Source organism: Klebsiella sp. PCX, from assembly GCF_021869705.1.
In the GTDB taxonomy this organism is placed as follows: Bacteria; Pseudomonadota; Gammaproteobacteria; order Enterobacterales; family Enterobacteriaceae; genus Klebsiella; species Klebsiella quasipneumoniae.
In genome coordinates, this window is record NZ_CP091527.1 from 2,386,956 (window position 1) to 2,412,093 (window position 25,138).

Annotated in this window: 25 protein-coding genes; 9 read left to right on the plus strand and 16 right to left on the minus strand. The window is 59.7% G+C overall.

What is annotated here, in order from left to right; all coding sequences use genetic code 11:
* The first annotated feature begins 50 nt into the window (after positions 1–50).
* Positions 51–1,001, plus strand: a complete 951-nt coding sequence (locus tag GQR96_RS11225; RefSeq protein ID WP_049003721.1) for an FAD:protein FMN transferase — start codon at positions 51–53, stop codon at positions 999–1,001.
* Here GQR96_RS11225 and dcuR read toward each other — a convergent pair.
* Positions 982–1,701 (minus strand): two-component system response regulator DcuR, encoded by a 720-nt coding sequence (dcuR, locus tag GQR96_RS11230; RefSeq protein WP_017900307.1) that lies wholly within the window; start codon positions 1,699–1,701, stop codon positions 982–984. The two genes, GQR96_RS11225 and dcuR, sit on opposite strands and share 20 nt — an antisense overlap.
* Positions 1,698–3,314 carry a sensor histidine kinase gene (locus tag GQR96_RS11235; RefSeq protein ID WP_004206077.1) on the minus strand — a complete coding sequence of 539 codons (1,617 nt, stop codon included), beginning with the start codon at positions 3,312–3,314 and terminating at the stop codon, positions 1,698–1,700. The genes dcuR and GQR96_RS11235 overlap by 4 nt, the downstream gene beginning before the upstream one ends.
* A gap of 152 nt (positions 3,315–3,466) precedes the next feature.
* Here GQR96_RS11235 and GQR96_RS11240 point away from each other — a divergent pair, with 152 nt between their 5' ends.
* From GQR96_RS11240 to GQR96_RS11255, 4 genes are all read left to right on the plus strand, one after another.
* On the plus strand, positions 3,467–3,790 hold the full coding sequence (locus GQR96_RS11240; RefSeq protein WP_171879697.1) for a hypothetical protein: 324 nt from the start codon (positions 3,467–3,469) through the stop codon (positions 3,788–3,790).
* 199 nt (positions 3,791–3,989) lie between these two features.
* The gene (locus GQR96_RS11245) at positions 3,990–4,910 is read left to right on the plus strand and encodes an N-acetylmuramic acid 6-phosphate etherase (RefSeq protein ID WP_017900310.1); all 921 of its coding nucleotides are present in this window, start codon (positions 3,990–3,992) and stop codon (positions 4,908–4,910) included.
* 307 nt (positions 4,911–5,217) lie between these two features.
* Positions 5,218–6,828, plus strand: coding sequence for a malate dehydrogenase (quinone) (mqo, locus tag GQR96_RS11250; RefSeq protein ID WP_228958665.1), 1,611 nt, complete (start codon positions 5,218–5,220; stop codon positions 6,826–6,828).
* A gap of 156 nt (positions 6,829–6,984) precedes the next feature.
* Positions 6,985–7,911 carry a LysR family transcriptional regulator gene (locus GQR96_RS11255; RefSeq protein ID WP_004206070.1) on the plus strand — a complete coding sequence of 309 codons (927 nt, stop codon included), beginning with the start codon at positions 6,985–6,987 and terminating at the stop codon, positions 7,909–7,911.
* Here GQR96_RS11255 and mdcH read toward each other — a convergent pair.
* From mdcH to GQR96_RS11300, 9 genes are all read right to left on the minus strand, one after another.
* Entirely contained in the window at positions 7,901–8,803 is a 903-nt protein-coding gene (mdcH, locus tag GQR96_RS11260; protein WP_049003720.1) for a malonate decarboxylase subunit epsilon, read from the minus strand. The two genes, GQR96_RS11255 and mdcH, sit on opposite strands and share 11 nt — an antisense overlap.
* Positions 8,803–9,420: a malonate decarboxylase holo-ACP synthase gene (locus tag GQR96_RS11265; protein WP_017900313.1), complete on the minus strand. Its 618-nt coding sequence runs from the start codon at positions 9,418–9,420 to the stop codon at positions 8,803–8,805. The genes mdcH and GQR96_RS11265 overlap by 1 nt, the downstream gene beginning before the upstream one ends.
* Positions 9,421–9,423: 3 nt before the next feature.
* The gene (locus tag GQR96_RS11270; protein WP_032455991.1) at positions 9,424–10,383 is read right to left on the minus strand and encodes an AEC family transporter; all 960 of its coding nucleotides are present in this window, start codon (positions 10,381–10,383) and stop codon (positions 9,424–9,426) included.
* Between the two features lie 140 nt (positions 10,384–10,523).
* Entirely contained in the window at positions 10,524–11,324 is an 801-nt protein-coding gene (gene mdcE, locus GQR96_RS11275) for a biotin-independent malonate decarboxylase subunit gamma (protein WP_065904149.1), read from the minus strand.
* Positions 11,324–12,157, minus strand: a complete 834-nt coding sequence (locus tag GQR96_RS11280; RefSeq protein ID WP_049003718.1) for a biotin-independent malonate decarboxylase subunit beta — start codon at positions 12,155–12,157, stop codon at positions 11,324–11,326. Before GQR96_RS11280 ends, mdcE begins: the two co-directional genes overlap by 1 nt.
* A complete protein-coding gene (gene mdcC / locus GQR96_RS11285) occupies positions 12,150–12,449 on the minus strand; it encodes a malonate decarboxylase acyl carrier protein (protein WP_023318164.1) in 300 nt (99 codons plus the stop codon). The genes GQR96_RS11280 and mdcC overlap by 8 nt, the downstream gene beginning before the upstream one ends.
* A gap of 17 nt (positions 12,450–12,466) precedes the next feature.
* Positions 12,467–13,309, minus strand: a complete 843-nt coding sequence (locus GQR96_RS11290) for a triphosphoribosyl-dephospho-CoA synthase (RefSeq protein ID WP_048294814.1) — start codon at positions 13,307–13,309, stop codon at positions 12,467–12,469.
* Positions 13,309–14,964 (minus strand): malonate decarboxylase subunit alpha, encoded by a 1,656-nt coding sequence (mdcA, locus tag GQR96_RS11295; RefSeq protein ID WP_004206060.1) that lies wholly within the window; start codon positions 14,962–14,964, stop codon positions 13,309–13,311. The genes GQR96_RS11290 and mdcA overlap by 1 nt, the downstream gene beginning before the upstream one ends.
* Positions 14,965–15,185: 221 nt before the next feature.
* Positions 15,186–16,220 (minus strand): AI-2E family transporter, encoded by a 1,035-nt coding sequence (locus GQR96_RS11300; RefSeq protein ID WP_004206059.1) that lies wholly within the window; start codon positions 16,218–16,220, stop codon positions 15,186–15,188.
* Between the two features lie 442 nt (positions 16,221–16,662).
* On the opposite strand from GQR96_RS11300, the gene kpnE reads away from it, so the two are divergent.
* Positions 16,663–17,025 (plus strand): multidrug efflux SMR transporter subunit KpnE, encoded by a 363-nt coding sequence (gene kpnE / locus GQR96_RS11305; RefSeq protein ID WP_004206058.1) that lies wholly within the window; start codon positions 16,663–16,665, stop codon positions 17,023–17,025.
* Positions 17,012–17,341: a multidrug efflux SMR transporter subunit KpnF gene (kpnF, locus tag GQR96_RS11310; protein WP_004206057.1), complete on the plus strand. Its 330-nt coding sequence runs from the start codon at positions 17,012–17,014 to the stop codon at positions 17,339–17,341. Before kpnE ends, kpnF begins: the two co-directional genes overlap by 14 nt.
* A gap of 74 nt (positions 17,342–17,415) precedes the next feature.
* Here the strand turns inward: kpnF and GQR96_RS11315 are convergent, their stop codons facing one another.
* Positions 17,416–17,529 carry an ArsR family transcriptional regulator gene (locus GQR96_RS11315; protein WP_224052065.1) on the minus strand — a complete coding sequence of 38 codons (114 nt, stop codon included), beginning with the start codon at positions 17,527–17,529 and terminating at the stop codon, positions 17,416–17,418.
* Between GQR96_RS11315 and GQR96_RS11320 the strand changes: the two genes are divergently transcribed.
* Positions 17,501–19,603, plus strand: coding sequence for a putative bifunctional diguanylate cyclase/phosphodiesterase (locus GQR96_RS11320; RefSeq protein WP_226680342.1), 2,103 nt, complete (start codon positions 17,501–17,503; stop codon positions 19,601–19,603). The genes GQR96_RS11315 and GQR96_RS11320 overlap by 29 nt on opposite strands.
* On the opposite strand, the gene GQR96_RS11325 is transcribed toward GQR96_RS11320, so the two are convergent.
* The 3 genes from GQR96_RS11325 to GQR96_RS11335 form a co-directional block, all read right to left on the minus strand.
* Positions 19,604–20,416: a trypsin-like serine peptidase gene (locus tag GQR96_RS11325; protein ID WP_004206054.1), complete on the minus strand. Its 813-nt coding sequence runs from the start codon at positions 20,414–20,416 to the stop codon at positions 19,604–19,606.
* A gap of 940 nt (positions 20,417–21,356) precedes the next feature.
* The gene (asr, locus tag GQR96_RS11330; RefSeq protein ID WP_053810423.1) at positions 21,357–21,776 is read right to left on the minus strand and encodes an acid resistance repetitive basic protein Asr; all 420 of its coding nucleotides are present in this window, start codon (positions 21,774–21,776) and stop codon (positions 21,357–21,359) included.
* 164 nt (positions 21,777–21,940) lie between these two features.
* On the minus strand, positions 21,941–23,428 hold the full coding sequence (locus GQR96_RS11335) for a carboxypeptidase M32 (protein ID WP_069135608.1): 1,488 nt from the start codon (positions 23,426–23,428) through the stop codon (positions 21,941–21,943).
* Between the two features lie 227 nt (positions 23,429–23,655).
* Here GQR96_RS11335 and GQR96_RS11340 point away from each other — a divergent pair, with 227 nt between their 5' ends.
* Positions 23,656–23,748, plus strand: a complete 93-nt coding sequence (locus GQR96_RS11340) for a KPN_01571 family protein (protein WP_004206050.1) — start codon at positions 23,656–23,658, stop codon at positions 23,746–23,748.
* Positions 23,749–23,778: 30 nt separating this feature from the next.
* On the opposite strand, the gene GQR96_RS11345 is transcribed toward GQR96_RS11340, so the two are convergent.
* Positions 23,779–25,029, minus strand: a complete 1,251-nt coding sequence (locus tag GQR96_RS11345; RefSeq protein ID WP_049092632.1) for an MFS transporter — start codon at positions 25,027–25,029, stop codon at positions 23,779–23,781.
* Positions 25,030–25,138 lie beyond the last annotated feature (109 nt).

Consider the following 25,138-nt stretch of genomic DNA (forward strand, 5'->3'; position numbering starts at 1 on the left):
GCCGGGCTGGCGCTCTCGCCGCCCGGCTTATCCCTTCTAAGGAGAGCCCGATGTCTGATAACCGCGTCTATAGCTACTCCGCCGTTCTGATGGGTTCTCCCATCCTGCTCAAACTCTGCTCCCATAATGAGGCGCTGGCCTCCCGCGTATTTCAGTTAATCAAACGCTACGAAGATCTGCTTACCGTTAACCGCGCCGAGTCGCAGGTAATGGATATCAATCACGCCGCCGGACGTCACCCGGTGACGGTCAGCCGCCCGGTCTTTCAGCTCATTCAGTGCGCCAAAGCCGCCAGCATGGTGCGCGACAGCGCCTTTAACCTCGCGATTGGGCCGCTGGTGAAGCTGTGGCGAATTGGCTTTCAGGGACACCGTGTGCCTGACGCCGGCGAAATCAGGGCCCGGCTGGCGCTGACCCGCCCGCAAGAGGTGATCCTGGATGAGGCAACCGGCAGCGTGTTTCTTCAGCAGCCGGGGATGGAGCTGGATCTTGGGGCGATCGCCAAAGGCTATATCGCTGACCGGGTGCGTGATTATCTCCGTCAGCAGCAGGTGGAAAAGGCGCTGATCAACCTCGGCGGCAACGTGCATACCCTTGGCGAATGGGCCATTGGCCTGAAAAAACCGTTTGCCGATGCGCAGGCGCTGATCGGCTCTCTGACGGTTAACGGACAGTCGGTGGTCACCTCGGGCACCTACGAACGTTATTTCGAGCAGGATGGCAGGCGCTGGCACCATATTCTCGACCCGCGCAGCGGTTACCCGCTGGATAACGAACTCGACAGCGTCACGGTGATTTCCACTGATTCTTTAGACGGCGATATCTGGACCACGCTGCTGTTCGGTCTCGGCGTCGAGAAAGGCTGTGCAGCGCTGCGTCAACGGCAGGATATCGACGCGATTTTCGTCACCAAAAATCGCGACATTATACTTTCATCGCCGCAGCGATTGCGCTTTGCGGCGCTGGATAGCGGCTACCGCGTTATTGACTGTACTGCTTAAGCAAACTGTACTGTTCGGCCACCAGCCGGTAGCGATAGACCGGCCGCCCGGTGGCGCCGTAGTGGATAGTGGTATAGAGAATATTGATCTGCGCCAGCCAGATCAGATACTTACGGCAGGATACGCGGGAGATATTCACCGCCGCCGCCAGCTCATCGGTAGAGAATTCAACGTCCGGGTGGGCGTCAATCCACTGGCACAGCGTGCGCAGGGTTTGCGCGGTCAGCCCCTTGGGCAGCTTGCGCGCGTCGCTGGCCTCCGGCGTGCCGCCGTGCAGCAGGCGGTCAACGTCGGCCTGCTCGTAATAGGGTTGGCCGGTTATCAGCTTGCGCTTCTCCCGCCAGGTAGTGAGCGCCTCTTCAAAACGGGGAAACTGGAAGGGTTTGATCAGGTAATCGACTACCCCGTAATGCATGGCGGTCTGCACCGTGGCGGCATCCGCCGCTGAGGTGATCATGATGACGTCAATGGCGCGCCCCGATTGACGGATAGTCGGCAGCAGATCGAGCCCGCTGTCCTGCTGCATATAGACATCCAGCAGCACCAGATCGATCTCCTGCTGCGGATCGTTAATCATCTCCTGGGCTTGACTGAGCGTCGAAGCGCTCCCGCTGCAACGAAAGCCGGGAACCCTTGCCACGTACAGGCGATTCAGTTCGGCCACCATGGCATCATCGTCAACAATCAACACATTTATCACGCACGTTTCCTTTTACTATCCCAGGGGAGATGAACAAAAAATTGAGTAAATACGCCGGGTTCCGACTCGACGGCGAGGGTGCCGCCCAGCTCGCGTAATTGCTGGTTGGCGAGAAACAGCCCGACGCCGCGATTCTCGCCTTTGGTGGAGAAACCTTTGTTAAAGATAGCGTCGATGTTGTTTTCCGGGATCCCCGGCCCGTCGTCGCTCACTTCACCGCTTAGCCAGCCGTCCTGATAGTGCAGCAGCAGGCCGATCTCGCCCTCCGCCTGACCGTTCATGGCATCCAGCGCGTTCTCAATAAGGTTGCCCAGCACCGTCACCAGCACGGTGACCTGCTTCTCATTCGGGCAATCCGGCACCAGGCTCTCTTCCGCCAGCTTAAGGGTAAAGCCGCACTCGGTGGCGCGCTGCATTTTACTTATCAGAAAGCCGGCGACCACCGGGGATTTTATGCGGTGCTGAATATCGCCGATGTCCGCCTGGTAGCGATGGGCGGTCTGCAGCACGTACTCCTCGAGTTTGCCATAGCTTTTCATATTCAGCAGGCCGAGGATCACGTGCAGTTTATTCATAAATTCATGGGAGGTGGTGCGCAGGGCATCGACATAGCTCATCATACCGTCCAGCCGCTGCAGCAGCTGGCTGACTTCGGTCTTATCGCGGAAGGTACAGATGGCGCCGACCACGGCCTCCTGGCTGCGGATAGGCACCGTGTTGCTGATTAGCAACAGGCCATTGCATCCCAGCTCGCGGTCGTACATCGGCTCGCCGCTGTGCAAAACCGTCTGCAGGTCAGCGAGCAGCGGGGTATGAGCGAGCGTCTTGTCCGGCCCGGAAAAGAGGATCTCGCGCGCCGCCGGGTTGATCAGGTTAACCTCACCATGGGCATCGACGGCCACCACCCCCTCCTTAAGGGCGTGAAGCATGGCCTGACGCTGCTGAAACTGAGTGGAGATTTCGTGCGGCTCCAGCCCCAGCAGGACGCGCTTCAGGCCGCGCACCAGGCTCCAGGTGCCGAGGGCGCAAACCAGCGCGCTGAACAGGATGGTCAGCAGCACGTCCCAGCGGCTGTTGGCGATCTGCTCGTCCACTTTACTCAGCGAAATGCCGACCACCACCACGCCAATCTGCTGATGCTGATCGTTGAACACCGGGGTAAACACCCGCAGCGCCGGGGCCAGCACGCCGTGGTTAATGGCCACGTTCTCTTTTCCCTGCAGCGTCGGCTGGATATCGTGGCCGATGAAGGGTTTGCCAATAATTGAGCTATCCGGATGCGAATAGCGAATACCCTGCATATCGGTGACGATAGCGTACAGCAGGTCGTTGCGCCGGGTGATGGTCTGCGCCAGCGGCTGAATAATTTGCTGCTGCGGCGGCGCCTCCAGTCCGCGCTTCACCTGCGGCATATCGGCCATGGTGCGCGCCACCGCCAGCGCGGTCTCTTTCAGACCATCGCGAGTGGCATTGCTGATCTGCATATACCACAGGGCATAGACCAGCAGCAGCACGGCGCCGATCACGCTGCCGATCATCAAGGAGACGGCGGTGCTCAGCTTTAACGGTAAGGCGCGTTGACGAACGCGAGGCGGGTGCTCTGATGCCTTCATGACGATCCCGGATAGAGTCAGTAAACGATTATTATCGCTGATAGCGTGGCATTCATAAAGCCGTGTAATCAAAGCAAAAGGCCGCTTTTGCTACGGTAGCCTCGTCCCGTCCACGATAAACTGTCGCTTTTCGCCACAGGCTTAAGGCAGACATGATGGAACTGGCATCTCTGGTCCGGGATATTCTCCGGCAACAGCACGTTGAACGACTGGCACAGCATCGTGAACAGGACCATGAAGCGGAAGCAGAGTGGCAGATCGCGCGCTGGCGACATCGCAGCGGGGTGGTGATCCAGCACCGCTACGAACTCGAACTTCCGCAACAGGATGCCGCCTCCTGCCCGGAGTGCTGGATCGAGTGGCAGGTTATCGATAGCGCCGGCCTGGTGGTGCAGCCAATGCGCAAACAATTTTATAACCTTTGTCAACAATCTTTCTGGCTGGCCATGCAGGCGGACGGCGAAGATGAGAGCTGAGACAGGATTGTTCAGATAATCGGCAATTGCCCGTGAACGGGCGATCGGGACGGTAAACTGTGACCCCGACGGCGGTAAAGCGCGGAAGATTCCCCTTATAGTGGCGACAGAGGTTAAATAGTCCTGATGAATATAAGGATATGCATCAGGCCGCTGATTTCGCCGAGATGCGCTTTTTCTGTCGTAAATGGAGGTTGTTATGAGCAGTTCGCTAACCGCGTCAATGCAGGCACGTCGTCACCCGGATACCACCCACATCGATCGCCTCGCCACCGCCGACATGCTGGCGATGCTGCATCAGGATGATAAGCAGATATCGGAGGCGGTTGGCGCCTGTTTGCCGGATATCGCCCGGTTGATTGATATTGCCACCGCGACAATGAGCCGGGGAGGGCGTCTGGTTATTATCGGCGCCGGGGAATCAGGCCGCACGGCTGTCCAGGCGGTCAGCGACTACTCTCCGGAAGGCAAACACGCGCTGGTGGGGCTGATTGCAGGTGGGCAGACGCCGGCGATGGCCGAGCGGGAGACCGCGGCGAATAATTACGATCTAGGCGCCTTCGAGCTGCAGTCGCTGGACTTTTCCAGCCACGATATGCTGCTGGCGCTTACCGTTAGCGGCAAGACCCCATGGGTCTGGGGGGCGATGCGCCACGCCTGGTCGCTGGGGGCTCCGATCGCGGTGGTGACTCAGCAGGCGGCCAGCGAGGCGGCGCAGCTGGCGGATATTATTATTGCTCCGCAAACCGGGCCGGAAGCGGTGGCGGGCTTGACCAATCCGAAGGCCCGGCTGGCCCAGCGGCAGATCCTTAACATGGTGTCGACGGGCCTCGCTATCCGTGACGGCCGGGTGTACAGCAACCTGCGAGTGGATCTGCAGGCTGACAGTCCACACTGGGCGGAGCGGCAGGTGGCGATTGTCATGGCGGCCACCGACTGCACGCGCAGCGAAGCGAAAGCCGCGCTGACCAGCTGCCACCACCAGTGCCGCACCGCCATCCTGATGCTGCTCAGCGGGCTGGACGCCTGGCACGCGCGGGAGCTGCTGACCAAACATCACGATCATCTGCGTCTCGCCCTGCGCGAAGCCCAGCGCAGCGCTGTCACTCCCGCCCATTAAGCCTTTAGCCAGGCGCGCACAAACGGTATGCGCGCCTGCACTTTATTAACTAAAGAAATTCCTCTCCTCTATTTATTCCGGTAATTGCGCTGAATTTTCAGTGAGATTTTACGCCGACGCTTATTTTTTAGTGCCGCTCTGATTTTTTAAGTTAAATAATTATTTGATTAAAAATGCGAGAGTGTAAATGATATTTTAAAATAAAGTAAAAGTGCGTTAATATGCTGCCTCTTATTACCGTGTGCTACGTGATAATTCTATTATGCCTGCAATGAAAAAAACGATTATTTCCTTTACCGCATTAGCGATGTTCGTCAGCGCGGCGACGCATGCTGAAGCGGATACCTCTAAAAAAACCGACTTCCTGCTGATTGGCGGCGGGATCATGAGCGCCTCGCTTGGCACCTGGCTGCAGGCGCTGCAGCCGGACTGGAACCTGACGATGGTGGAGAAACTGGACGGCGTGGCCCTGGAATCCTCCAACGGCTGGAATAATGCCGGTACCGGTCACTCGGCGAATATGGAGCTGAACTATACGCCGGAGCGGGCGGACGGATCGATTGACGTCAGCAAAGCGCTGGATATTAACGAACAGTTCATGATTTCCCGTCAGTTCTGGTCGGCACAGGTGAAGCGCGGTATTTTGCACGACCCGCACTCCTTTATTAATTCCACGCCGCATATGAGTTTCGTCTGGGGCGATAATGTCGACTATCTGCAGAAGCGTTATACCGCGCTGCAGCAGACCACCTTATTCCAGGGGATGAAATTCTCCACCGACCACGCGCAAATTAAACAGTGGGCGCCGCTGGTGATGGAAGGCCGCGATCCGCAGCAGAAAGTGGCTGCCACCTGGACGCCGGTGGGTACCGACGTTAACTATGGCGAAATCACCCGGCAGCTGATCGGCAGCCTGAAGAAAAACAGCCATTTCACCCTGCAAACCTCCTCTGAGGTCACCGATTTCAAACGCAATGCCGATAACTCCTGGCACGTGACCATTAAGAACGTGCAGAGCGGCGAGGCGCAGACCATCGATGCGAAATACGTCTTTATTGGCGCCGGCGGCGGTGCGCTGAAGCTGCTGCAAAAAACCGGTATTCCGGAAGCGGACAACTATGCTGGCTTCCCGGTGGGTGGTTCGTTCCTGATGACCGAGAACCCGGCGGTCACCGCGCAGCACCTCGAGAAAGTGTATGGCCAGGCTTCGGTCGGCGCACCACCGATGTCGGTACCGCACCTTGACGCCCGCTACCTCGATGGCAAGCGCGTGGTGCTGTTTGGGCCTTTCGCCACCTTCTCGACCAAGTTCCTGAAAAACGGTTCCTTCTTCGACCTGTTGAGCACCACTACCACTGACAACGTGCTGCCGATGACCCACGTCGGTCTCGACAACTTTGATCTGGTGAAATATCTCGTCAGCCAGGTGATGCTCAGCGATGATGACCGCTTCGCCGCGCTGAAAGAGTACTACCCTGACGCGCGTAAAGAGGACTGGAAGCTGATCCAGGCCGGCCAGCGCGTGCAGATCATTAAGAAAGACGCAGAGAAGGGCGGCGTGTTGAAACTGGGCACCGAAGTGGTGGTCGATCAGCAGAAAACCATTTCCGCGCTGCTTGGCGCGTCGCCGGGGGCTTCCACCGCTGCGCCGATCACCCTCAATGTGCTCAAGCAGATGTTCCCGACGCAGTTTAACTCGCCGGAGTGGCAGACCCGTATCCACCAGATCGTGCCGAGCTACGGCCAGAAGCTGAACGGCAACGTGGCGCTGACCCAGCAGGTTTGGGATGATACCGCCGCGACCCTGCAGCTGACGAAACCGCCGGTGATCCAGATGCCAGCGGCTGCGCCCACCGCGACCGCGAAGCCGGTTGAGCCTCAGCGCGACGCCTCGCCGCAGCATGATATGGCGCTGTAAAAGCAAACTTGAAAGTGAACAAAAGGGAAGACCACGGTCTTCCCTTTTTTGCGTCCATTCCCCGCCTGCGCCGCGCTCTGCCTGCAACTTTGCCGTCATAAACGATATACTGATTTGAATTGAAAAAGAAAAGCAAATCAGGAGTGTGGAAGGGCTATGCAAGACGATATCAACCAGGAGATCACCTTCCGCAAGTTGTCGGTCTTTATGATGTTTATGGCGAAAGGCAATATCGCCAGAACCGCCGAAGCGATGAAGCTCAGCAGCGTCAGCGTCCACCGCGCGCTGCATACGCTGGAAGAGGGGGTGGGCTGCCCGCTGTTTGTTCACAAAGGGCGCAATTTACTGCCGCTGCAGGCGGCATGGACGCTGCTGGAATATTGTCAGGATGTGATGAGTCTGATGAGCCGGGGGCTTGAGGCGACGCGCAAAGTCGCCGGCGTCGGCCAGGGGCGGCTGCGCATCGGCACTCTTTATTCCCTGACCCTGGAAACCGTCCCGCGCATTATCATGGGCATGAAGCTGCGGCGCCCTGAGCTGGAGCTGGATCTGACCATGGGCTCTAACCAGATGCTGCTGGATATGCTGGAAGACGACGCTCTCGACGCTATCCTGATCGCCACCAATGAAGGGGAATTCAACAATACCGCTTTCGACGTGGTGCCGCTGTTTGAGGACGATATTTTTCTCGCCGCCCCGGCGACGGAGCAGCTGGATGCCTCACAACTCGCCGACCTGCGCGATTACGCCGATCGCAAGTTTGTGTCGCTGGCGGAGGGGTTCGCCACCTATGCCGGATTTCGGGAAGCATTCCATATCGCTGGTTTCGAGCCGGAGATCGTCACCCGGGTGAATGACATCTTTTCGATGATTAGCCTGGTGCAGGCGGGCGTCGGGTTTGCGCTGCTGCCGGGGCGAATGAAGAAAGTCTATGAAAAAGATGTACAGCTGTTAAAGCTGGCGGAACCGTACCAGATGCGCCAGCTGATCTCGATTGTCTATTCACACCATCGCGAGCGCGATGCCGACCTGCTGGCGCTGGCGGCGGAAGGAAGGATGTACGCCCGGAGCCTTATTCGTTAAGCCGCTGCGCCAGATGGCGGGCAACGTCCACGCCGCTGCGTTCCAGCGAAAGGGTCTCCCCGCGCCAGCCCGCCTGGCGGGTCAGGCAGGTGAGCACGCCGCCGGGCGGCATCTCGATTGCCAGTCTCGCGTCGCGTTCATCGGCGGCGATCATCGCCTCCTGCCAGTGGACGGTGCGCGCCATGTTCATCGCCAGATCGTCGGCGATCCGCTGCGGATCCCACAGCACGCGCGCTGTCGAGCCGCTTAAATAGGCGCACTGCGGGCGCGTTAAGGTCAGGTTGGCAAAGGCTTTTGCCAGCGCTGCGGCGGGTTTATCCAGCAGCGCACAGTGCGATGGCACGCTGACCGCCAGCCGCTGCGCCTTGCTGGCGCCCGCCTGCAGCGCCAGCTGTGCCACTTCGGCCATGGCTTCATCGCGTCCGGCGATTACAATCTGCGTTTCGGCGTTGAGGTTGGCGAGATAGACCTCGTGGCCCTGCATCAGCGCCTCAACCCGCGGGCGGGTCAGGCCCATAATCGCCGTCAGCCCGTAACCTTCAGGATAGGCCTGTTCCATGAGATCGCCGCGCAGGGCTACCAGCCGCAGCGCGCTGGCGAAATCGAGCGCGCCGGCAATGACCGCTGCGGGAAAGGCGCCGATGGAGAGGCCGCTGACCATCTGCGGATTAACGCCCTGGCGCTGTAGCTCGCGCGCCCAGGCTACCCCGACGATCAGCAGACAGAGCTGGGCCGCACGGGTGTGTTTTAGCGCATCAGCGCTATCGAGGGTCTCGACTTCATCCCCCAGCACGGCGCGCGCCTGGCTGAGGATCGCTTCGCGGTCGGGGATAGCCGCCAGCATGTTGGGACGCTGGGCGCCCTGTCCGGGAAAAGTAAACAAAATCTTCATCATTCCTCCCTGCGCCACGGCGCAGTGGTTAAGCGCGCACCGTGTGACGTTTTCAGTAGCGCCCGCCCATCGCGTAGCCACTCATTGAGGGCGAAGGCGCCGTACGGCGTTTCGACCTGGGTATCGGCGCGGCACGGGAGCTTGGCCACCCGGGACTGCCATTCCAGCAGCGCCTCGCGGGCCAGCGGCTGCGGCGCGCGGATCAGCAGATCCAGATCGCTTGCCGCATGGAGTACCGGGATTTCGGTCGCCAGCGCGTAGCCAGTGCTGCCGGTGACGCCCCAGCGCCAGGGCCAGTCGTCCAGCGTCAGGGCGATAGCCGCCTGCACCGGCGGCTGCGAAACAAAAGGGGAGCCCAGCAGGCGCTCGCGCTCCACCAGCATCTCCGGGGTGACGCTGCGCACGATATTCTGCGCCTGTACCCAGCCGGCGGCGCGCTGCTCGCGCTTCATGCCCCGCACCCCAACCGGGATACGGGCCTGGCCGTCAACGTCGCGCCTCACCACCACCGGCAGCGCGGCTCGCCACTGCTGAACCACCCACGGCTCGGCAATATCTTCCAGGGCGCTGGCGTGGTTTAACCAAACTAAATCGTGGGGACGCGGCGTTGATGACATGGTTTACAGTCCTGAAGTCAAAGAGATAAACAGCGGTAACGACAGGATACACAGAACCGAGCTTAACAACAGCACGGCTTCAGCATCCGGGGACTGCACGCCGAAGCGGTTGCCGAACACCACGCCGAAGAAGCCGGCGGCCAGGGCAATCATCAGGATCGCGGTAATCGCGATGGAGCCATGCAGACCCAGCAGCATCACCAGACCCCAGGCGATAAACGGCTGTACCAGCAGTTTTACGAGGGTGGAGGTGGCGATCAGCGCATTGATCTGCAGTTTACGCGCCGAGAGGATCACCCCGGTGAGGAACAGCGCTGCTGCGGTAGCGGCCAGGCCCAGCGGTTTGATGGAGGCCAGCAGCAGGTCCGGCATGTTAATGCCGATAGCGGAAAGCACCACCCCGAGCAGCGGGCCCCAGACGATCGGCTTTTTCACCGAACGCCACATCAGCACCGGCAGCATCGCCAGCGTAGAACCGGTGTTTTCCCCCGCGGCGCGGGCTTTTTCACGTTCCAGAATCAGCAGGCAGAAGGGGGTCATCAGGACCGAACCGCAGGCGATAGAGACCGCCACCGACAGCGAGGTCGATGCGCCTTCGCCGAGCACGCTGCCAAGGATCGGCAGGCCCAGCGCGGCGTAGTTCGGCAGCGCGACGGTGAGGGTCAGCACCGCGGCATCCTGCGGGGTGCGTTTGAACACGCTGGTGGCGAGGAAGTAGATCCCGGCGTAGGTGATCCACATCGCGCCGGTCAGCACCAGCACCAGCGGCGACTGGGCGACGATACCGGCCCACGGCGTTTGTACCGTCGCGCTAAACAGCGTGGCGGGTAAGGCAAAATCCATTACAAAAATATTAAGCAGCGAGACGTTTTTGTTATCTACCATACCGGCCTTACCGGCCCAGAAGCCCAGCAGCATAATGACGAAAATCGGGGCAAGAGCATGAATAATCACATAAGTCATAAATCACCTGTAAATAAAATAGAGTACTGGCGCGATTGTTATTTTTTCTAAAAGCCGTCCCTGCCCGGCGCGGTTATTACGCGCTCCGGGGGACGGCTTCCGGCAGGTTTTCTTCTACTACTTACGTACGAACGAACGTCTTACCAGCTGGCGCGCATAAGGTCGCGGACCTGCTGCGAACTGCGGCGGTTTTCCGCACCCAGGCGGCACTTCAGCGAGGGATCCTGGCGCGCGTCAGCGATGGCGTCGCGCAGGGTGTGGCTGACCAGCGCCAGATCGTGGTCGTCAGGCGCGTCCGGATTGCTGATGTCAAGCAGAGCAGAGAGAAGGCCGAGCGTGGCGTAGTTGTTGACGTCATAGGCCATCGGCGGGATGGTTGCCGCCAGTTTCTCCAGCGCCTCCACGCTGCGCAGGGTAATGCGCGCGGCCGATTCTTTACCCATCGCATGGACCAGTACGCCGCTGTCGTTAAAGGCGATCAGGCGATTGGCCTGGTAGCCGTGGGCCAGAAACGCCCCGGACATCGCTTTGCCGACGATCAGGCCAATCACCGGGTGGCCGGCCAGACGGGCTTTGGCGTAGGCGCCTGCCGCTCCGGCCAGCGCCTGGTGAATACCAAAGGCTTCTTCGCGACGGCCATAGGCCTGGCTCGGCACATCGATCACGGCGACGATCGGCCGTTTACCAGGCTGGTCGGCGTCAGCGGCGATGGTTTCGTTGACCACTTTCGCCAGCGTCCAGCCTTCCAGCAGGCCGACTTCGCCGCCGGCGGCGCGCGGGTAGTGGTTGTTAGCGTCAGGTACCACGGCGATAAAACGCACCTTTTCGCCATCAATCTGGCCATCTGCGACCTGCACCGAAGGGCACAGACCACTCATCAGCGGCGCGTCGGGCGCCAGTTTGTTCAGCCACAGCGCGGCGCGGTTTGGGAACTGGCTCATTATTTCTCCTCCCGGGCAAAAAGCTGTTTAATCTGCGCGGTATCCGCCTGCTGGCGGGTGTCGAACTGGCTTAAACGGCGCAGGTAATCGTCATAATTGTCGCTGCGGTGCTGCGCCGGTACGCCTTTGGCGATCGCCTCGTTCATCGCGGTTTTGACCGCGTTGACGCCATCGTTAACCAGCGCGTCGACCAGGCCGCTGGCGGCGCGAATTTCGCCGCCGGTCATGCTCCAGATAAACGGCCGGTTGCGTGAGTCGTACTCTTCAATGCCGGCTTCCTGCTCGATAACCTGTGGGCCGTTGAGACCGAGGCGGGCTTCACGGGTGACGATAAGGTAGCTGCACAGCGCCGCGGCGATGGACATGCCGCCGAAGCAGCCGACGGTGCCAGCGATGATGCCGACTACCGGGGTGTAGCGGCGCAGATCGACAATCGCCGCGTGAATATCGGCGATGGCGGCCAGACCGAGGTTGGCCTCCTGTAGCCGGACGCCGCCGGTTTCCAGGCACAGCACCGCCTGCGTCGGGATACCGTTGCGGTTATCCTCCGCCGCCAGCTCAAGCGCGGCGGCCATTTTGGCGCCGGATACTTCGCCCATACTGCCGCCCTGGAAGGTGCCTTCGATGGCAATCACCACCGCCGGCTGGCCGTTGATCGTGCCTTTGGCGACCACCATACCGTCGTCGGACTGCGGGACGATGCCCTGCGCGCCGAGCCACGGCGACATAATGCCGTCAAACGGATCCAGCAGTTCGCGGTAGCTGCCGTCGTCCAGCAGGGCGTGGGCGCGTTCGCGAGCGCGCAGTTCGATAAAGCTGCGATCGTTACGCATGAGCGGCCTCCTCAAAGACTTGTTCAATACGAATACGGGCGACGCCCGGCGTGGCGCCGAAGTCGTGGATAATCAACTGCCCGGCGGGCAGGCCGTTGATCAGGTTCAGCCTGTCGAACAGCGCCTGCCAGCGCGCCTGGCTGTTATCCACCGAGGTGGTAATTTGCACGCGGAGCGTATCGCTCCCGGCGGCGGTATAGAGCACCTCCATATCGCCTGAACCTACAACCCCTGCCAACGCTCTGCCGCTGAGGGCGCGGCTGGCAGGAAATGACAATGTAATCTGTTCCATAACATCCTCTGAATGCGTTAGCCGGCAACCCGGTCGAGAAACAGGGTGGCGGCAAGGAGATCGGCGGCGCCGCCCGGCGAGGCGTTGTGCGCCAGCATCTGCGCGTCAAGCCGCGCCAGGGCGGCGCGTCCGGCGACGCTGGCGCAACCGCCGGCCGCCAGCACCTCGCGGGCGCCCTGCTGCATGGTCTGCAGGCCGCTCATGCCGGCGCGCGACAGCACGCAGGTATCGCTCAGCGAGGTCATGATGGCCATCAGCGCGTCAAGTCGCGCCTGCGGCTCGCTGGCGCCCCGGGCGCGGCTTTGCTGTAACTGCGGCAGCGCCAGGGCGGTGATATGCGGGAAACCGCGCTGCGCCTCTTCGCGCGCGCCAGGCACCTGCCAGCGGCGGCTGGCGCGCAGCCCTTTACTGAAGCTTTTCGGCGCCAGGCTGTCGGGCAGGCGGGCGAGGGCGGCGGCGGTGTCGGCGATCGTCTGTGATTGACCCTCTCCACCCAACATCGCCACCGCGCTGACCAGCAGCCCCAGCGCCCAGATGGCGCCGCGGTGGGTATTGACCCCGCCGGTGGCCTGCATCATCTGCGCTTCGCCTTCGCGACCGAGGCGGCCGACGGTTTCGCGCAGCGCGATATCCGCCGGGCGGCGCCAGCTTTGCTGGGCCAGCGCGTGGAAGGTCGGCTGCAGGCTGCGGGCGGAGCGTTCCATCAGCGCCAGCGTGAGGTCCTGATGCGCGCCACTGCCGCGGCTGTCGACCAGACCCGGTTTCGGGCTCAGACGGGCTTCGTCAATCAGGCAGGCGCTGGCGGTGTCCGCCAGCCAGCTGACAAGACTTTCGGCGTGCAGGGGAGAGAGAATTTTCATTACCAGCTCCGGAATTTTGCCGGTGGGTTGTACAGTCCGTCGGACCATTCCACCAGGTCGGCGACGCTGCCGGCGGCCAGCAGTGAACGGGTTGCCTCGCTGCGGCGAATACCCAGATCTTCCGGGTAGACCACTTTGCCGCTCTGACGCAGGGCAGCCACGCGTTTTGCGTCCACCCCGAGGCCAATGTCGGTGATCCCGGCCACTGCGGCGACCATCGCCCGGCGCTCTTCCAGGCTTTCCGCACGATACAGATAGGCGATACCCTCTTCGGTCAGCACGTGGGTGACGTCATCGCCGTAAATCATCACCGGCGCCAGCGGCATGCCGGAGGTTTTAGCGACGTCGACCGCGTCGAGGGTCTCAACGAAGGTCGGTTTCACGCCGGCCTGGAAGGTTTCGACCATCTGCACCACCAGTTTTTTACCGCGCTGCATTGGGTCCGGCTCGGTGATCATATTGAGCCAGGCAGGGGTAGCGTGGCGGCGGCCGTGCGGATCGTGGCCCATGTTCGGCGCGCCGCCGAAGCCGGAAAGGCGGCCGCGTGTGACGGTCGAGGAGTTAGCCAGTCCATCCACCTGCAGGGTCGAACCGATAAACATATCCACCGCGTACTGACCCGCCAGCTGGCAGAAGGCGCGGTTGGAACGCATGGAGCCGTCCGGGCCGGTAAAGAAGATATCCGGGCGGGCGCGGATGTACTCTTCCATCCCCAGCTCGCCGCCGAAGCAGTGCACGCTCTCCACCCAGCCGCTCTCGATCGCCGGGATCAGGGTCGGATGCGGGTTCAGGGTCCAGTGTTTACAGATTTTGCCTTTCAGGCCGAGCTGTTCGCCGTAGGTCGGTAGCAGCAGTTCGATAGCGGCGGTGTTGAAGCCGATCCCGTGGTTGAGGGACTGCACCTGATGCTCTGCGTAGATGCCCTTGATCGCCATCATCGCCATCAGAATGTGTTCTTGCTTAATCAGGCGCGGGTCGCGGGTGAACAGTGGTTCAATAAAGAACGGCTTGTCGGCGACCACCACGTAATCAATCCACGAGCCGGGAATATCGACGCGGGGCAGATCGCACTCGTCGTCCACCAGTTCGTTGACCTGAGCGATAACAATGCCGTCGTGGAAGGCGGCGGCCTCCACCAGCGCCGGGGTATCTTCGGTACTCGGCCCGGTATAGAGGTTACCTTTGCGGTCGGCTTTGTAGCCGGCGATCAGCGCGACGTTAGGCGACAGATCGACGTACAGGCGGGAGTAGAGTTCGATATAGGTATGAATGGCGCCGATTTCCAGCAGCCCATCTTCCAGCAGCTGCGAAATGCGCAGGCTTTGGGTACCGGAGAAGGAGAAATCGAGCTTACGGGCGATGCCTTTTTCAAACAGGTCAAGGTGCTCGCTGCGCCCGACGCTGGGCATGATCATATGCAGATCGTGGATTTTCTGCGGATTGACTTCCGCCAGCATGCGGGAGAGAAAATCGGCTTGCTTCTGGTTGTTGCCTTCCAGCACCACCCGGTCGCCGGGGGCGAGCAGGTTTTCCAGTACGCTGACCAGCTGGTCAGTGGGGATGACTTTGCCCGGGATGTTGGCCTCGGCCAGCCGCCGTTGCTTTTCCGTCCGGCGACGGTTCCAGACCCGCCCCGTCGTTTGTTCGGCATTCATTATTAACCTCCTGATTCGACAAATCGTTTTGTTTGTCCTGGTGGAGGGTAGTGTGCGACGCGGGGCGCGGAGCATCAATTAAGCACGGCGGCCAATCGTTAGCCTGAGAGTAACAATGGTGAGTGGCACTTTGTGATGAGGATCAATAATACAAAAGGCGTAGTGGTCTACTGCAGCTGACAAGGAGAGGAGGGCCGGTCAGCCACCGGCCCGGGAAAGGTTTACTGTTTGCTCACATCACTTAGTAAGAAGGCGATGCTCTGCCCGCCGCTGGTCTGCTCAAGGGCAATTTTGACGATAATCGTTAACGGCACCGACAGGAGCATACCGACCGGCCCCAGCAGCCAGCCCCAGAAGATCAATGACAGGAACACCACCAGGGTGGAGAGCCCCAGGCCGCGCCCCATGATCCGCGGTTCGAGAATATTGCCGAACACCAGGTTAACGATCAGATAGCCGGCCAGCACCACCAGCGCCTCGTACAGGCCGCCGAACACCAGCACCTGCAGGATCGGCGGGATGGCCGCCAGTACGGAACCGATATTGGGAATATAGTTCAGCGCGAAGGCCAGTAGCCCCCACATAAAGGCGAAGCGCACGTCCAGCAGAACCAGCATTCCCCAGACCACCAGCCCGGTGACCAGGCTAATCGCGGTCTTCAGCACCAGATAATGCGACACGCTGTCGATAGCGCGCTGGATAGCCCCCATGCCTTCTACCGGGCGGGACATCAGCTGCTGGAGTTTTGCGGGGAGCTGCGGCACCTCCAGCAGCATAAACACCACCGTCAGCAGCAGCAGAAAAATCGAGGACATGGCGTTCGACAGCTGAGTGAGCAGACTGGTGACCAGGGTCATCACGGCGTTGGGGTCGATGTATTTGTTAAGCTCCACCACCGAGACGGTAAAACCCAGGCGCTGCAGCCAGGGGGCGATGGTTTGCATCGGTTCGTAGAGATAGTTGCGGTACTGCGGCAGGGTGCGCGCCAGCTCGTTTAGCGAGGTCCCCAGCGAGGCCAGCAGCACAACGGCTAACATCACGATAAGGCCTATCAGCAGTGAGATCGCCAGCACGCGCGGTACCCGGCAGCGGACCAGCAGCTGCACCAGCGGATTAAGGATCACCGCCAGAAAAAGCGCGAGAATAAACGGGACAATAATGTCTGCCGCAAAGCGAATGCCGGTCAGGATGATCACCAGCATGCCCAGCATGATGACCATCTTTAGTCCGTTAAGTGTAATAATAGGTTTAGCCATAGGATCCCGTCCTCAATCTTCCTTGCCTGTTAACAGGTTGCGTTACATTAGCATAATGACGTTTTTTTTCAGAAAAAACGCATTGCTGCAAAACCGCGGCGTAAAGAATTGCAAAGTCTTTGAATTAAATGTAGCACTATGCTACAAATCTACCTGTGTTTAACTACTGAGGACAATTTCCATCCGCACCGGACGAGAAGCAACACCGCGGATAATTGTAATTTTATGGACAATCAGTTCAGGATGTATATTTTAAATCACCCCGCAGTATCCCTCACTTTTTCCCGTTTTGCCGGCGAACAGCACTGGCATTCGGCGCTATAGTCACCTTCTTTCTGCCTGAGCTGGCGCCAAGCGCACAGCGAAATCTACGTCAGAAATTTTCCGGTTTACGCGTCGCGTAAACGGTAATGGATTATATTCTCAAGCAGGAGAAGGGATCATGTTTTATTGGATTTTATTAGCTTTAGCTATTGTTGCTGAAATTACCGGCACGTTGTCGATGAAATGGGCAAGCATCAGCGGTGGGCATACCGGCTATATTTTAATGCTAGCTATGATAGCTCTGTCATATATTTTTCTCGCCTTTGCAGTTAAAAAAATTGCCCTCGGCGTGGCTTACGCGTTATGGGAAGGGATTGGCATTTTGCTGATCACCCTGTTCAGCGTTCTGTTATTTGATGAAAGCTTGTCGCTGCTGAAAATAGCCGGTCTGACCACACTGGTGGTGGGGATCGTCCTGATTAAGTCCGGCACCCAGAAAAAAGCGTCGTCGAAGCAGGAGGTGGCTCATGCAGCAGTTTGAGTGGATCCACGCCGCCTGGTTGGCTATCGCCATTGTTCTGGAGATTATTGCCAACGTCTTTTTGAAGTTTTCCGACGGTTTCCGCCGCAAGGTCTATGGCATCCTGTCGCTGGCGGCGGTGCTGGGTGCATTCAGCGCCCTCTCGCAGGCGGTAAAAGGCATCGATCTGTCGGTTGCCTATGCGCTGTGGGGCGGCTTCGGTATCGCGGCGACCATTGCCGCTGGCTGGGTGCTGTTTGGCCAGCGCCTGAATAACAAAGGCTGGGCGGGAGTCATCCTGTTGGTTGCCGGCATGGTGTTAATTAAACTCGCCTGACGTCGCGCCGCCTGCAAAGCCAGGCGGCAAAACGGGTCCGCTGTAGTATGCTTACCTCAAGACCGGCCCCGCAGTTATTGTGCCCGGTGACGATGAGGACTGCGCATGTTCACAGCTTTCGGCTGGCGGAAAATTCCTTCCGCCAGGACGTTGTCAATAATGATTTTTCTCGCCGGGCTCGGCCTCACCGCGTCGGTGATCTCCCTGCTTTACCTGTCGCAACACCTCATTGCCAGCAAATCCAATGAAATTGACCAGCAGCGTTCGGTCCTGTCGGTGGAAGGGGCGGTGCAGACATCGGTCAACCGGGTGCTGTCCCTGGTGCTGGACAATGCTATCTGGGACGATGCGGTGACCCAGACTTACGCCCCCAGACTGGATCAAAAATGGCTGTACGACACCTGGGGATCGGGCTTCAAAATCAATAACCTGTACGACGGCACCTTTGTCCTTGATGAACATTATCACATTCTGTGGGGCGCCTTTCAGAGTCAGGTGATGCCCCGGACAGACCTTTCATTTCTCGGCGCCGGGCTGACCAGCCTGATCCGTTATCATGCAAAGGCTCTGCGCGAGGGCAAAAACGCCTTCGCCGGCATCACGCGCACCGAGGCAGGGATCGCTTTCGTCGGCATCGGCCTGATCCGGCCAACGACCGGCCGGCTGCAGGTGGCTGACGATACCCGGCGCTATCTGGTCATTACCCGGCACATCAGTCCTCAGCTGCTGCAGCGTTTAGGCGACACCTTCCAGATAAGTCATCTCCATCTCAGCGACGGCCCCGGCGAACACCGTATTCCGCTGCGCACGCAGGGAGGCGAGGTGCTGGGCTATCTGGCGTGGCAGCCGCGTCTGCCCGGCGCCGAAGCGGCCCTGGCCTCATCAGGCAGTATGCGGCTGATCGCCGGGGTGGCCGCCAGCCTGATCCTGCTGTTTATTCTGTTCAGCAGCCTCGGCATGTATAAGCTGGCCCGCGGCGAACGTCAGGCGCGGGAGATCGCCCTGATTGACTGGCTCAGCCGGCTGCCCAACCGACGAGCGCTGCTGCTGCGGTTAAGCCAGGTGTGCGACACGAGTAAGCACGACATGCAGTGCGTGGTGTTTATCGATCTGGACGGATTTAAGGATGTGAATGATAACTATGGCCACGATGTGGGCGACGCCCTGATCCGCCATATCGCCAGCGCGCTGCAAAAACGGGTGCCGGCGGAGGCCATGCTGGCAAGAATGGGCGGGGATGAATTCGCCATGGCGGTGAGCGGCGAACAAGCGATCGACCGGGCGGCTGCGTTCGCCTGGGCGGCGCTGGAGCTGCTGAAAGCGCCGGTGGCACTGAGCAAACGCAAAATTTATATCGGCGCCAGCATCGGCATTGCCAGTGGAACCCCGGCGGAATGCTCCAGTACCGAACTGTTTCGCCGGGCGGATATCGCCATGTACCACGCCAAGAAGAGCGGCAAGGGGCAGACGGCCTGGTATGACGATGCGCTGGACGCCGTGCGACGTCATCAGCTGATGATCGAGAATGGCATCCGTCAGGGGCTGGAGCAGGATGAATTTGAGGTCTGGTATCAGCCGGTAGTCGATGCCGATACCCTGACGATGACCGGTGTTGAAGCGCTGCTGCGCTGGCCGCGTCGCCCGCAGGGTGCGCTGGCGCCGGATGCATTTATCGCCATTGCCGAGAGCAGCGGCCTGATTGACACCCTCGGCCAGTTCGTTCTGCAACGTGCCTGCAGCGACCTGCAGCCGGTGAGCGATCTGCTGCTGTCGGTGAACATCTCCCCGGCGCAATTTCGCGATCCGGCCTTTGAACGCCGGGTGATGGAGACGGTCGCTGCCTGCCGCTTTCCGCCGTCGCGCCTGCAAGTGGAGGTGACGGAGAGTTATGTGCTGGAAAATCCGGAACGTTCGCAGGCGGTGGTGGAGAATCTGAAGGCCCAGGGCATTGCCGTGGCGCTGGACGATTTTGGCACCGGTTATTCGAGCATCGGCTATTTACGCCGCTTTCGTTTTGACAGCCTGAAGATTGACAAATCCCTCGCCGGGCGGGTGGACTGTGATGCGCAGGCGGCGGAGATGGTGCGCGGCACGGTGCGCATCGCCCGCGCGCTGGGGATGACGGTCGTGGCTGAGGGGGTTGAAGATCCGCAACAGCTGGCGCTGCTGCGGCGGGCCGGTTGCGACCGGCTACAGGGCTTTTACTTCAGTAAACCGATGCCGATCGCCGACCTGCTGCAGCGGCGCCAGCAGCAGGGGTAATTACTCTCCGGCCAGCGCCTCCAGCTTATCGCGAAAGCCGGTCACCGCGATGGCGCGGTTGTCCGCTCGCCAGCGATCCTGCGGGCCGGGAGCCGAACTTTGCACGGCGATCACTTGCCAGCCGTCTGCGGTTTTCAGCAGCAGCGGCGAGCCGCTGTCGCCGGGCAGGGTGTCACACTGGTGCGACAGGACGCTGTTTTGCGCCCAGCCGGTGACGATGCAGTCCTGGTGGCTATAAAGATTATCCAGATGATCTTCAGGATAACCTGACTGGGTCACTTTCCGGTCCGCCGCCTTCAGCGCCGCGGTTAAATCGGCCTTACTGCCGGGGAAGAGCGGGATCGGCGTGATGCCCGAGGGAGCATAGCGCAGTACGATCAGGCCAAAATCCGAGGGCGCCGCGGCGGAGGGAACGATCCAGCCGTCGCCGTCGGCTTTCAGGCGCTTGCCTAACCCGGGATCCACTCGTCCGTCAATGCCGTGGATCTCATACACCCAGTTCCCCTTGCGGGAAATAAAGCGCAGAGCGACCGCTTTGTCCGGCTTGCCGCGCGGGGGCGTTAACAGGCAGTGGCCCGCGGTCAGCGCCAGGTTGGGGGAGATGAGCGTCGCCGTGCACAGATTGCCGCTGGCGGTCTCCAGCTGGCCAATCGCGTCCCACGGGCTCTCCTCCGGACGGCTCACCGCTTTACGGTCATCGTGACCGAAAAACAACGTCTTAATATCTTTGGCGCTCAGTCCGTTATCATCGGCATGTGCGCCCAGAGGTAACAGATAAAATGAACACAGTAATAACAGAACGTTTCTACGCATATCACTCTCTGGGGAGGCTATGATGTCTATTGACAGTAGCAGGAGATTTAAGTTTATGAAAGTAAACAATAATTCTTATCAGGCCAAACGGCATGTCTCATCTGCGCGCGGCGGGCCCTGGCGCGGGTAAAACCGTCTGATTTCAATCGGTTAATACCAGTAACCTTCTGCTGCTATTTCCGCAGAAAGCGCGGGCTGGCGCAAGAACATTCGTGTATCAGAACGTACTGAAATTGGCGAATAATGCAGCAACACTTCTTTAAGGTTATTCCTGGTTTGTCAGCGGAATGCGCAAAAATAATACGTTTACCCGCCGGAACTTCACCAGAATTCGCACTTCTTTACGTCTCACGTAATAATTTTCAATGCGAAACATTTTCTCACCGAAAACATTGTTACCGTCACCCCGCCGTTGAGTAAATAGAGAGGTAATACCGGCGATGATAGCCTGAACTCTATTTCCCCGGCGTTCGGAGGGTAAATGTCTAAAAAAGGTATTCGCGCACTGGTCTATGTTTCCCTGGTCTCAGTTGTCATCTGGGGCGCAACCGGCTATCTGGTGATGGAAGCGGTACGTGCGTTGTGATGAGTCTGGCCGCCGCATGGGGGCCAGGCGCGCGATGGTTTCTTGCTAACGTGTCTGGCGTCTTCGGGCGCCGGGCATTATTTGCGCCGCTGGCAGCGGCAGGGTACAGAAAGTGGTAAGAGGCAGGCAATAATATTTGCGCGACATTCACCTTCCGGGAAGTCTGCGCCAGGCGGCAAAACGGGAGAGGGGGCGAAACAATTAATAGAGGAAAAAGCGGGTCGCAACCACTGCGCAAATGATTAACAGGATCAGGATGAGCTCAAAACGATAGCGCCGCAGCATAGTGCTCTCCAGAAAAAACGGCGCTGAAACAGCGCCGATTATTTAAGAAGGTTGGTTCACCGGGAGGAATTATGCTGCCGGCTGTGCAGCAGGTTTAGCGGCCTGGTGTTTGGTGGTTTTGTGGTGTTTTTTCGCTGCCTGGGCTTTCTGGGCTACCGGTTTAGCGGCAGCTTTGTGGTGCTTTTTAGCGGCCTGGGCTTTCTGCGGAGCGGCTGGTTTAGCTTCTGCTTTTTTGTGTTTTTTAGCGGCCTGGGCTTTCTGGGCAGCGGCTGGTTTCGCTTCTGCTTTCTTGTGTTTTTTGGCAGCCTGAGCTTTCTGCTCTGCAGCTGGTTTTGCTGCGGCTTTATGGTGTTTTTTATGATGGGTGGTCTTGGCAGCAGCGCTGTGGGTAGCAGCAGGTGCCTGAGTGGTGCTTACTGCGTCAGCAGCGAAAGCGGCGGAAGAGAGACCCATAGCAGCGGCAACGACCAGAGCTAATACTTTTTTCATTCTGATATCCTCGAAAAGTTTTCTTAATTTCAACCCCACTGCGGGGCCGGTGAAATTACTATATGCTTGTCTTTTCGGGCTTTCCGTGAGTGTTTGGTATCGGCGTGTAACCGAATGTACAAGGCGGGGGGCGAAGGACGCGCCGGGCAGCCCGGCGCGGACGATTACAGATAGCGGGCGGTAAGGTGGTCGCGGAAGTAGCGGCTGTTAAGATCCTCTCCGGTGGCCTGCTGGATCAGCTGCGAGGTGGTGAAGCGGCTGCCATGCTGCCAGATATTCTGCCGCAGCCAGTCAAACAGGGCGCTGAAATCCCCTTCCGCGATATCGCGGTCTAACGTCGGCAGCGCGCGACGGGCGGCGGCCATCAGCTGCGCGGCGTACATCGCCCCCAGCGTATAGGAAGGGAAGTAGCCGAAGCCGCCGTCGGTCCAGTGAATATCCTGCATACAGCCGTCCCGGTAGTTGCCGGTGGTCGACAGTCCCAGCCAGTGCTGCATTTTCTCATCCCACAGCGACGGAATATCTTCCACCTCGATCTCGCCATCGATCAGCGCGCGTTCAATTTCATAGCGCAGGATCACATGCGCCGGGTAGCTGACCTCATCGGCATCAACGCGAATAAAGCCTGGTTTCACCCGCTGGTTCCAGGCGACAAAATTCTCCTCGCTAAAGGCCGGCCGATCGCCAAAGCGTTCGCGCACCGCCGGCAACAGGCGGTGGAGGAAGCGCTCGCTGCGTCCCAGCTGCATTTCAAAGAACAGGCTTTGCGATTCATGGATAGCGGTAGAGCGGGCCAGTCCTACCGGCTGGTCGATCCACGGGCGGGGCAGGTTCTGCTCATAGCGGGCGTGGCCGGTCTCGTGGATCACGCCGAACAGGGCGCTGAGCAGGTCGTTTTCGTTGTAGCGGGTGGTGATGCGTACATCCTGAGGGACGCCGCCGCAGAACGGGTGGGCGCTGATGTCCAGACGCCCGCCGTCAAAGTCAAAGCCGAGGATGCGCATCGCCTGCAGGCCCAGCTCGCGCTGCTCAGGGATCGGGAACGGCCCCTGCGGGGCGATCAAGGTTCGCGTCGCCTGCTTGTCGACCGCTTGCCGCAGTAGGGAAGGTAGCCAGGACTTGAGGTCGGCAAACAGGCTGTCCAGCCGGGCGCTGGTCATATCCGGCTCGAAAATATCAAGCAGCGCGTCATAGCGTGAGCCGCCCCGGGAGTCGGCGCGGATCTGCGCTTCCTCGCGGCTCAGTCTGACCACCTCACGCAAATTTTCGGCAAAGCCAGCCCAGTCGTTAGCCGGCCGCTGGCTGCGCCAGGCATGTTCGCAACGGCTACCGGCCAGTGATTTGGCCTCCACCAGGCTTTCCGGCAGCAGCGCCGCCTGATCGTACTGACGCTGCATTTCCCGCAGGTTGGCCTGTTCGAGGTCGTTGAGATCCTGCTGGCGGGCCGCCTGCAGCCATTGGCCCACTTTTTTATCGGTCAGGATCTGATGCTGTAGCACGCCGAGTTCCGCCAGCGCTTCGCTGCGGGCGGCGCTACCGCCCGGAGGCATCATGGCGAACATATCCCAGCCGGCGATGGCGGAGAGATGCGAAAAGCGCGACAGGCGCTGAAAGGTGCGGGTAAGCTGCTGATAAGGCGTATTTTCAGTCATAGTAGCGTTCGGTCCGTGATAGGTGAATGAACAGATTATCGGTATGCCTCTACACTATCCTGATACGCCTGGCGGGTCGAGCGTTGCGCGCAGGAGGCGTGGTATAGCATCAGCCGGGAGATAGCAGGAAAAAAAGCGTGGCTCTGTGAGCGGTATTGCAGAAATCGGCAACGTATCGTGACTAAACTGTGATCGATTACACAGGTCTGGAGGTTCGGGGGTGGTTTATGAATCCGTTCACCTGGCTGTTTATTGCCTTACTGTCCGTTGATGCCGTCAGAGAGCTGATGGGCTTGTCATCTATCATGGGCATGTGGTGAAACGTGGCCCGCAGGCCACGTCACGGGCGATTATTTTAGTCGGCGATACAAGCAAGTGCCGGTCAACAGCGCGGCAAGGAGCAGCAGCGCGATAAATCCGCCGACGCCGTTCCAGCCGTAGCGGTGCCAGAACACCCCGCCTAACGTCCCCGCCAGGCTTGAGCCAAGATAATAGCTGAACAGATATAGCGATGACGCCTGACCGCGGGCGCGGCGCGCGCGTGGGCCAATCCAGCTGCTGGCGACGGAATGCGCGGCGAAGAAGCCGGCGGAGAACAGCAGCATGCCGATGAAAATCAGCCACAGGGAAGAAAAGAGCGTCATCAGCAGTCCGCAAAGCATCACTCCGGTAAAGCCGAGCATCACCGGACCGCGGCCATAGCGTACGGTCATGGCGCCCGCTTTCGGCGAGCTCCAGGTTCCGGTGAGATACGCCACCGACAGCAGACCCACCACCGCCTGGCTTAACGACCACGGCGACATCATCAGACGGTAGCCAATGTAGTTAAACAGAGTGACAAAGGCCCCCATCAGCAGGAAACCTTCGACGAACAGCAGCGGCAGGCCGCGATCGCGCCAGTGCAGGTGGAAATTAATCAGCAGCGTTTTTGGCCGCAGCGAGGTCGGGCGGAAATGGCGCGACTCGGGCAGGATACGCCAGAACATAATCGCCGCTGCCAGAGCGAACCCGCTGATCACCGCCAGCGCCACGCGCCAGCCGAAGAAATCGGTAAAGACCCCGGTGAGCAAGCGGCCGCTCATGCCGCCGATGGAGTTGCCGCTGATATAGAGTCCCATGGAGAAGGCCACGAAGCTGGGGTGGATCTCCTCGCTCAGGTAGGTCATGCCGACCGCCGCCACGCCGCTCAACGACAGGCCGATCAGGGCGCGCATAATCAGGATGCCGTGCCAGCTGGTCATCATGGTCGACAACAGCGAGCAGCAGGCGGCCAGCAGCAAGGCGGTGACCATCACCGGCTTGCGGCCAATGGCGTCCGATAGTGGGCCGGTAAACAGCAGGCCCACCGCCAGCATCGCCGTGGAAATGGAGAGAGAGATACTGCTGCTGGCCGGCGATACGCCGAACTCGTTCGACAGCACCGGCAGGATCGGCTGCACGCAATAGAGCAGGGCAAAGGTGGCCAGACCGGCGGAGAACAGCGCGAGAGTGACGCGCATAAACTGCGGGGTGCCGCGCTTAATAAATTGATCCGGGCGGGATGCACCAGCGACGCTGACCTCGTCCGCCGGCACGGTGTCAACGGTTGTTGTACGACTCACAGAGAATTCCTTGGATAGAAGTTGCTGCTTACCAACAGAGTGTTGTGACCATTCAGCTCACATTTTTAGGGTATGAAAATGTAAATATTCTGTCTAATATATTAATAAT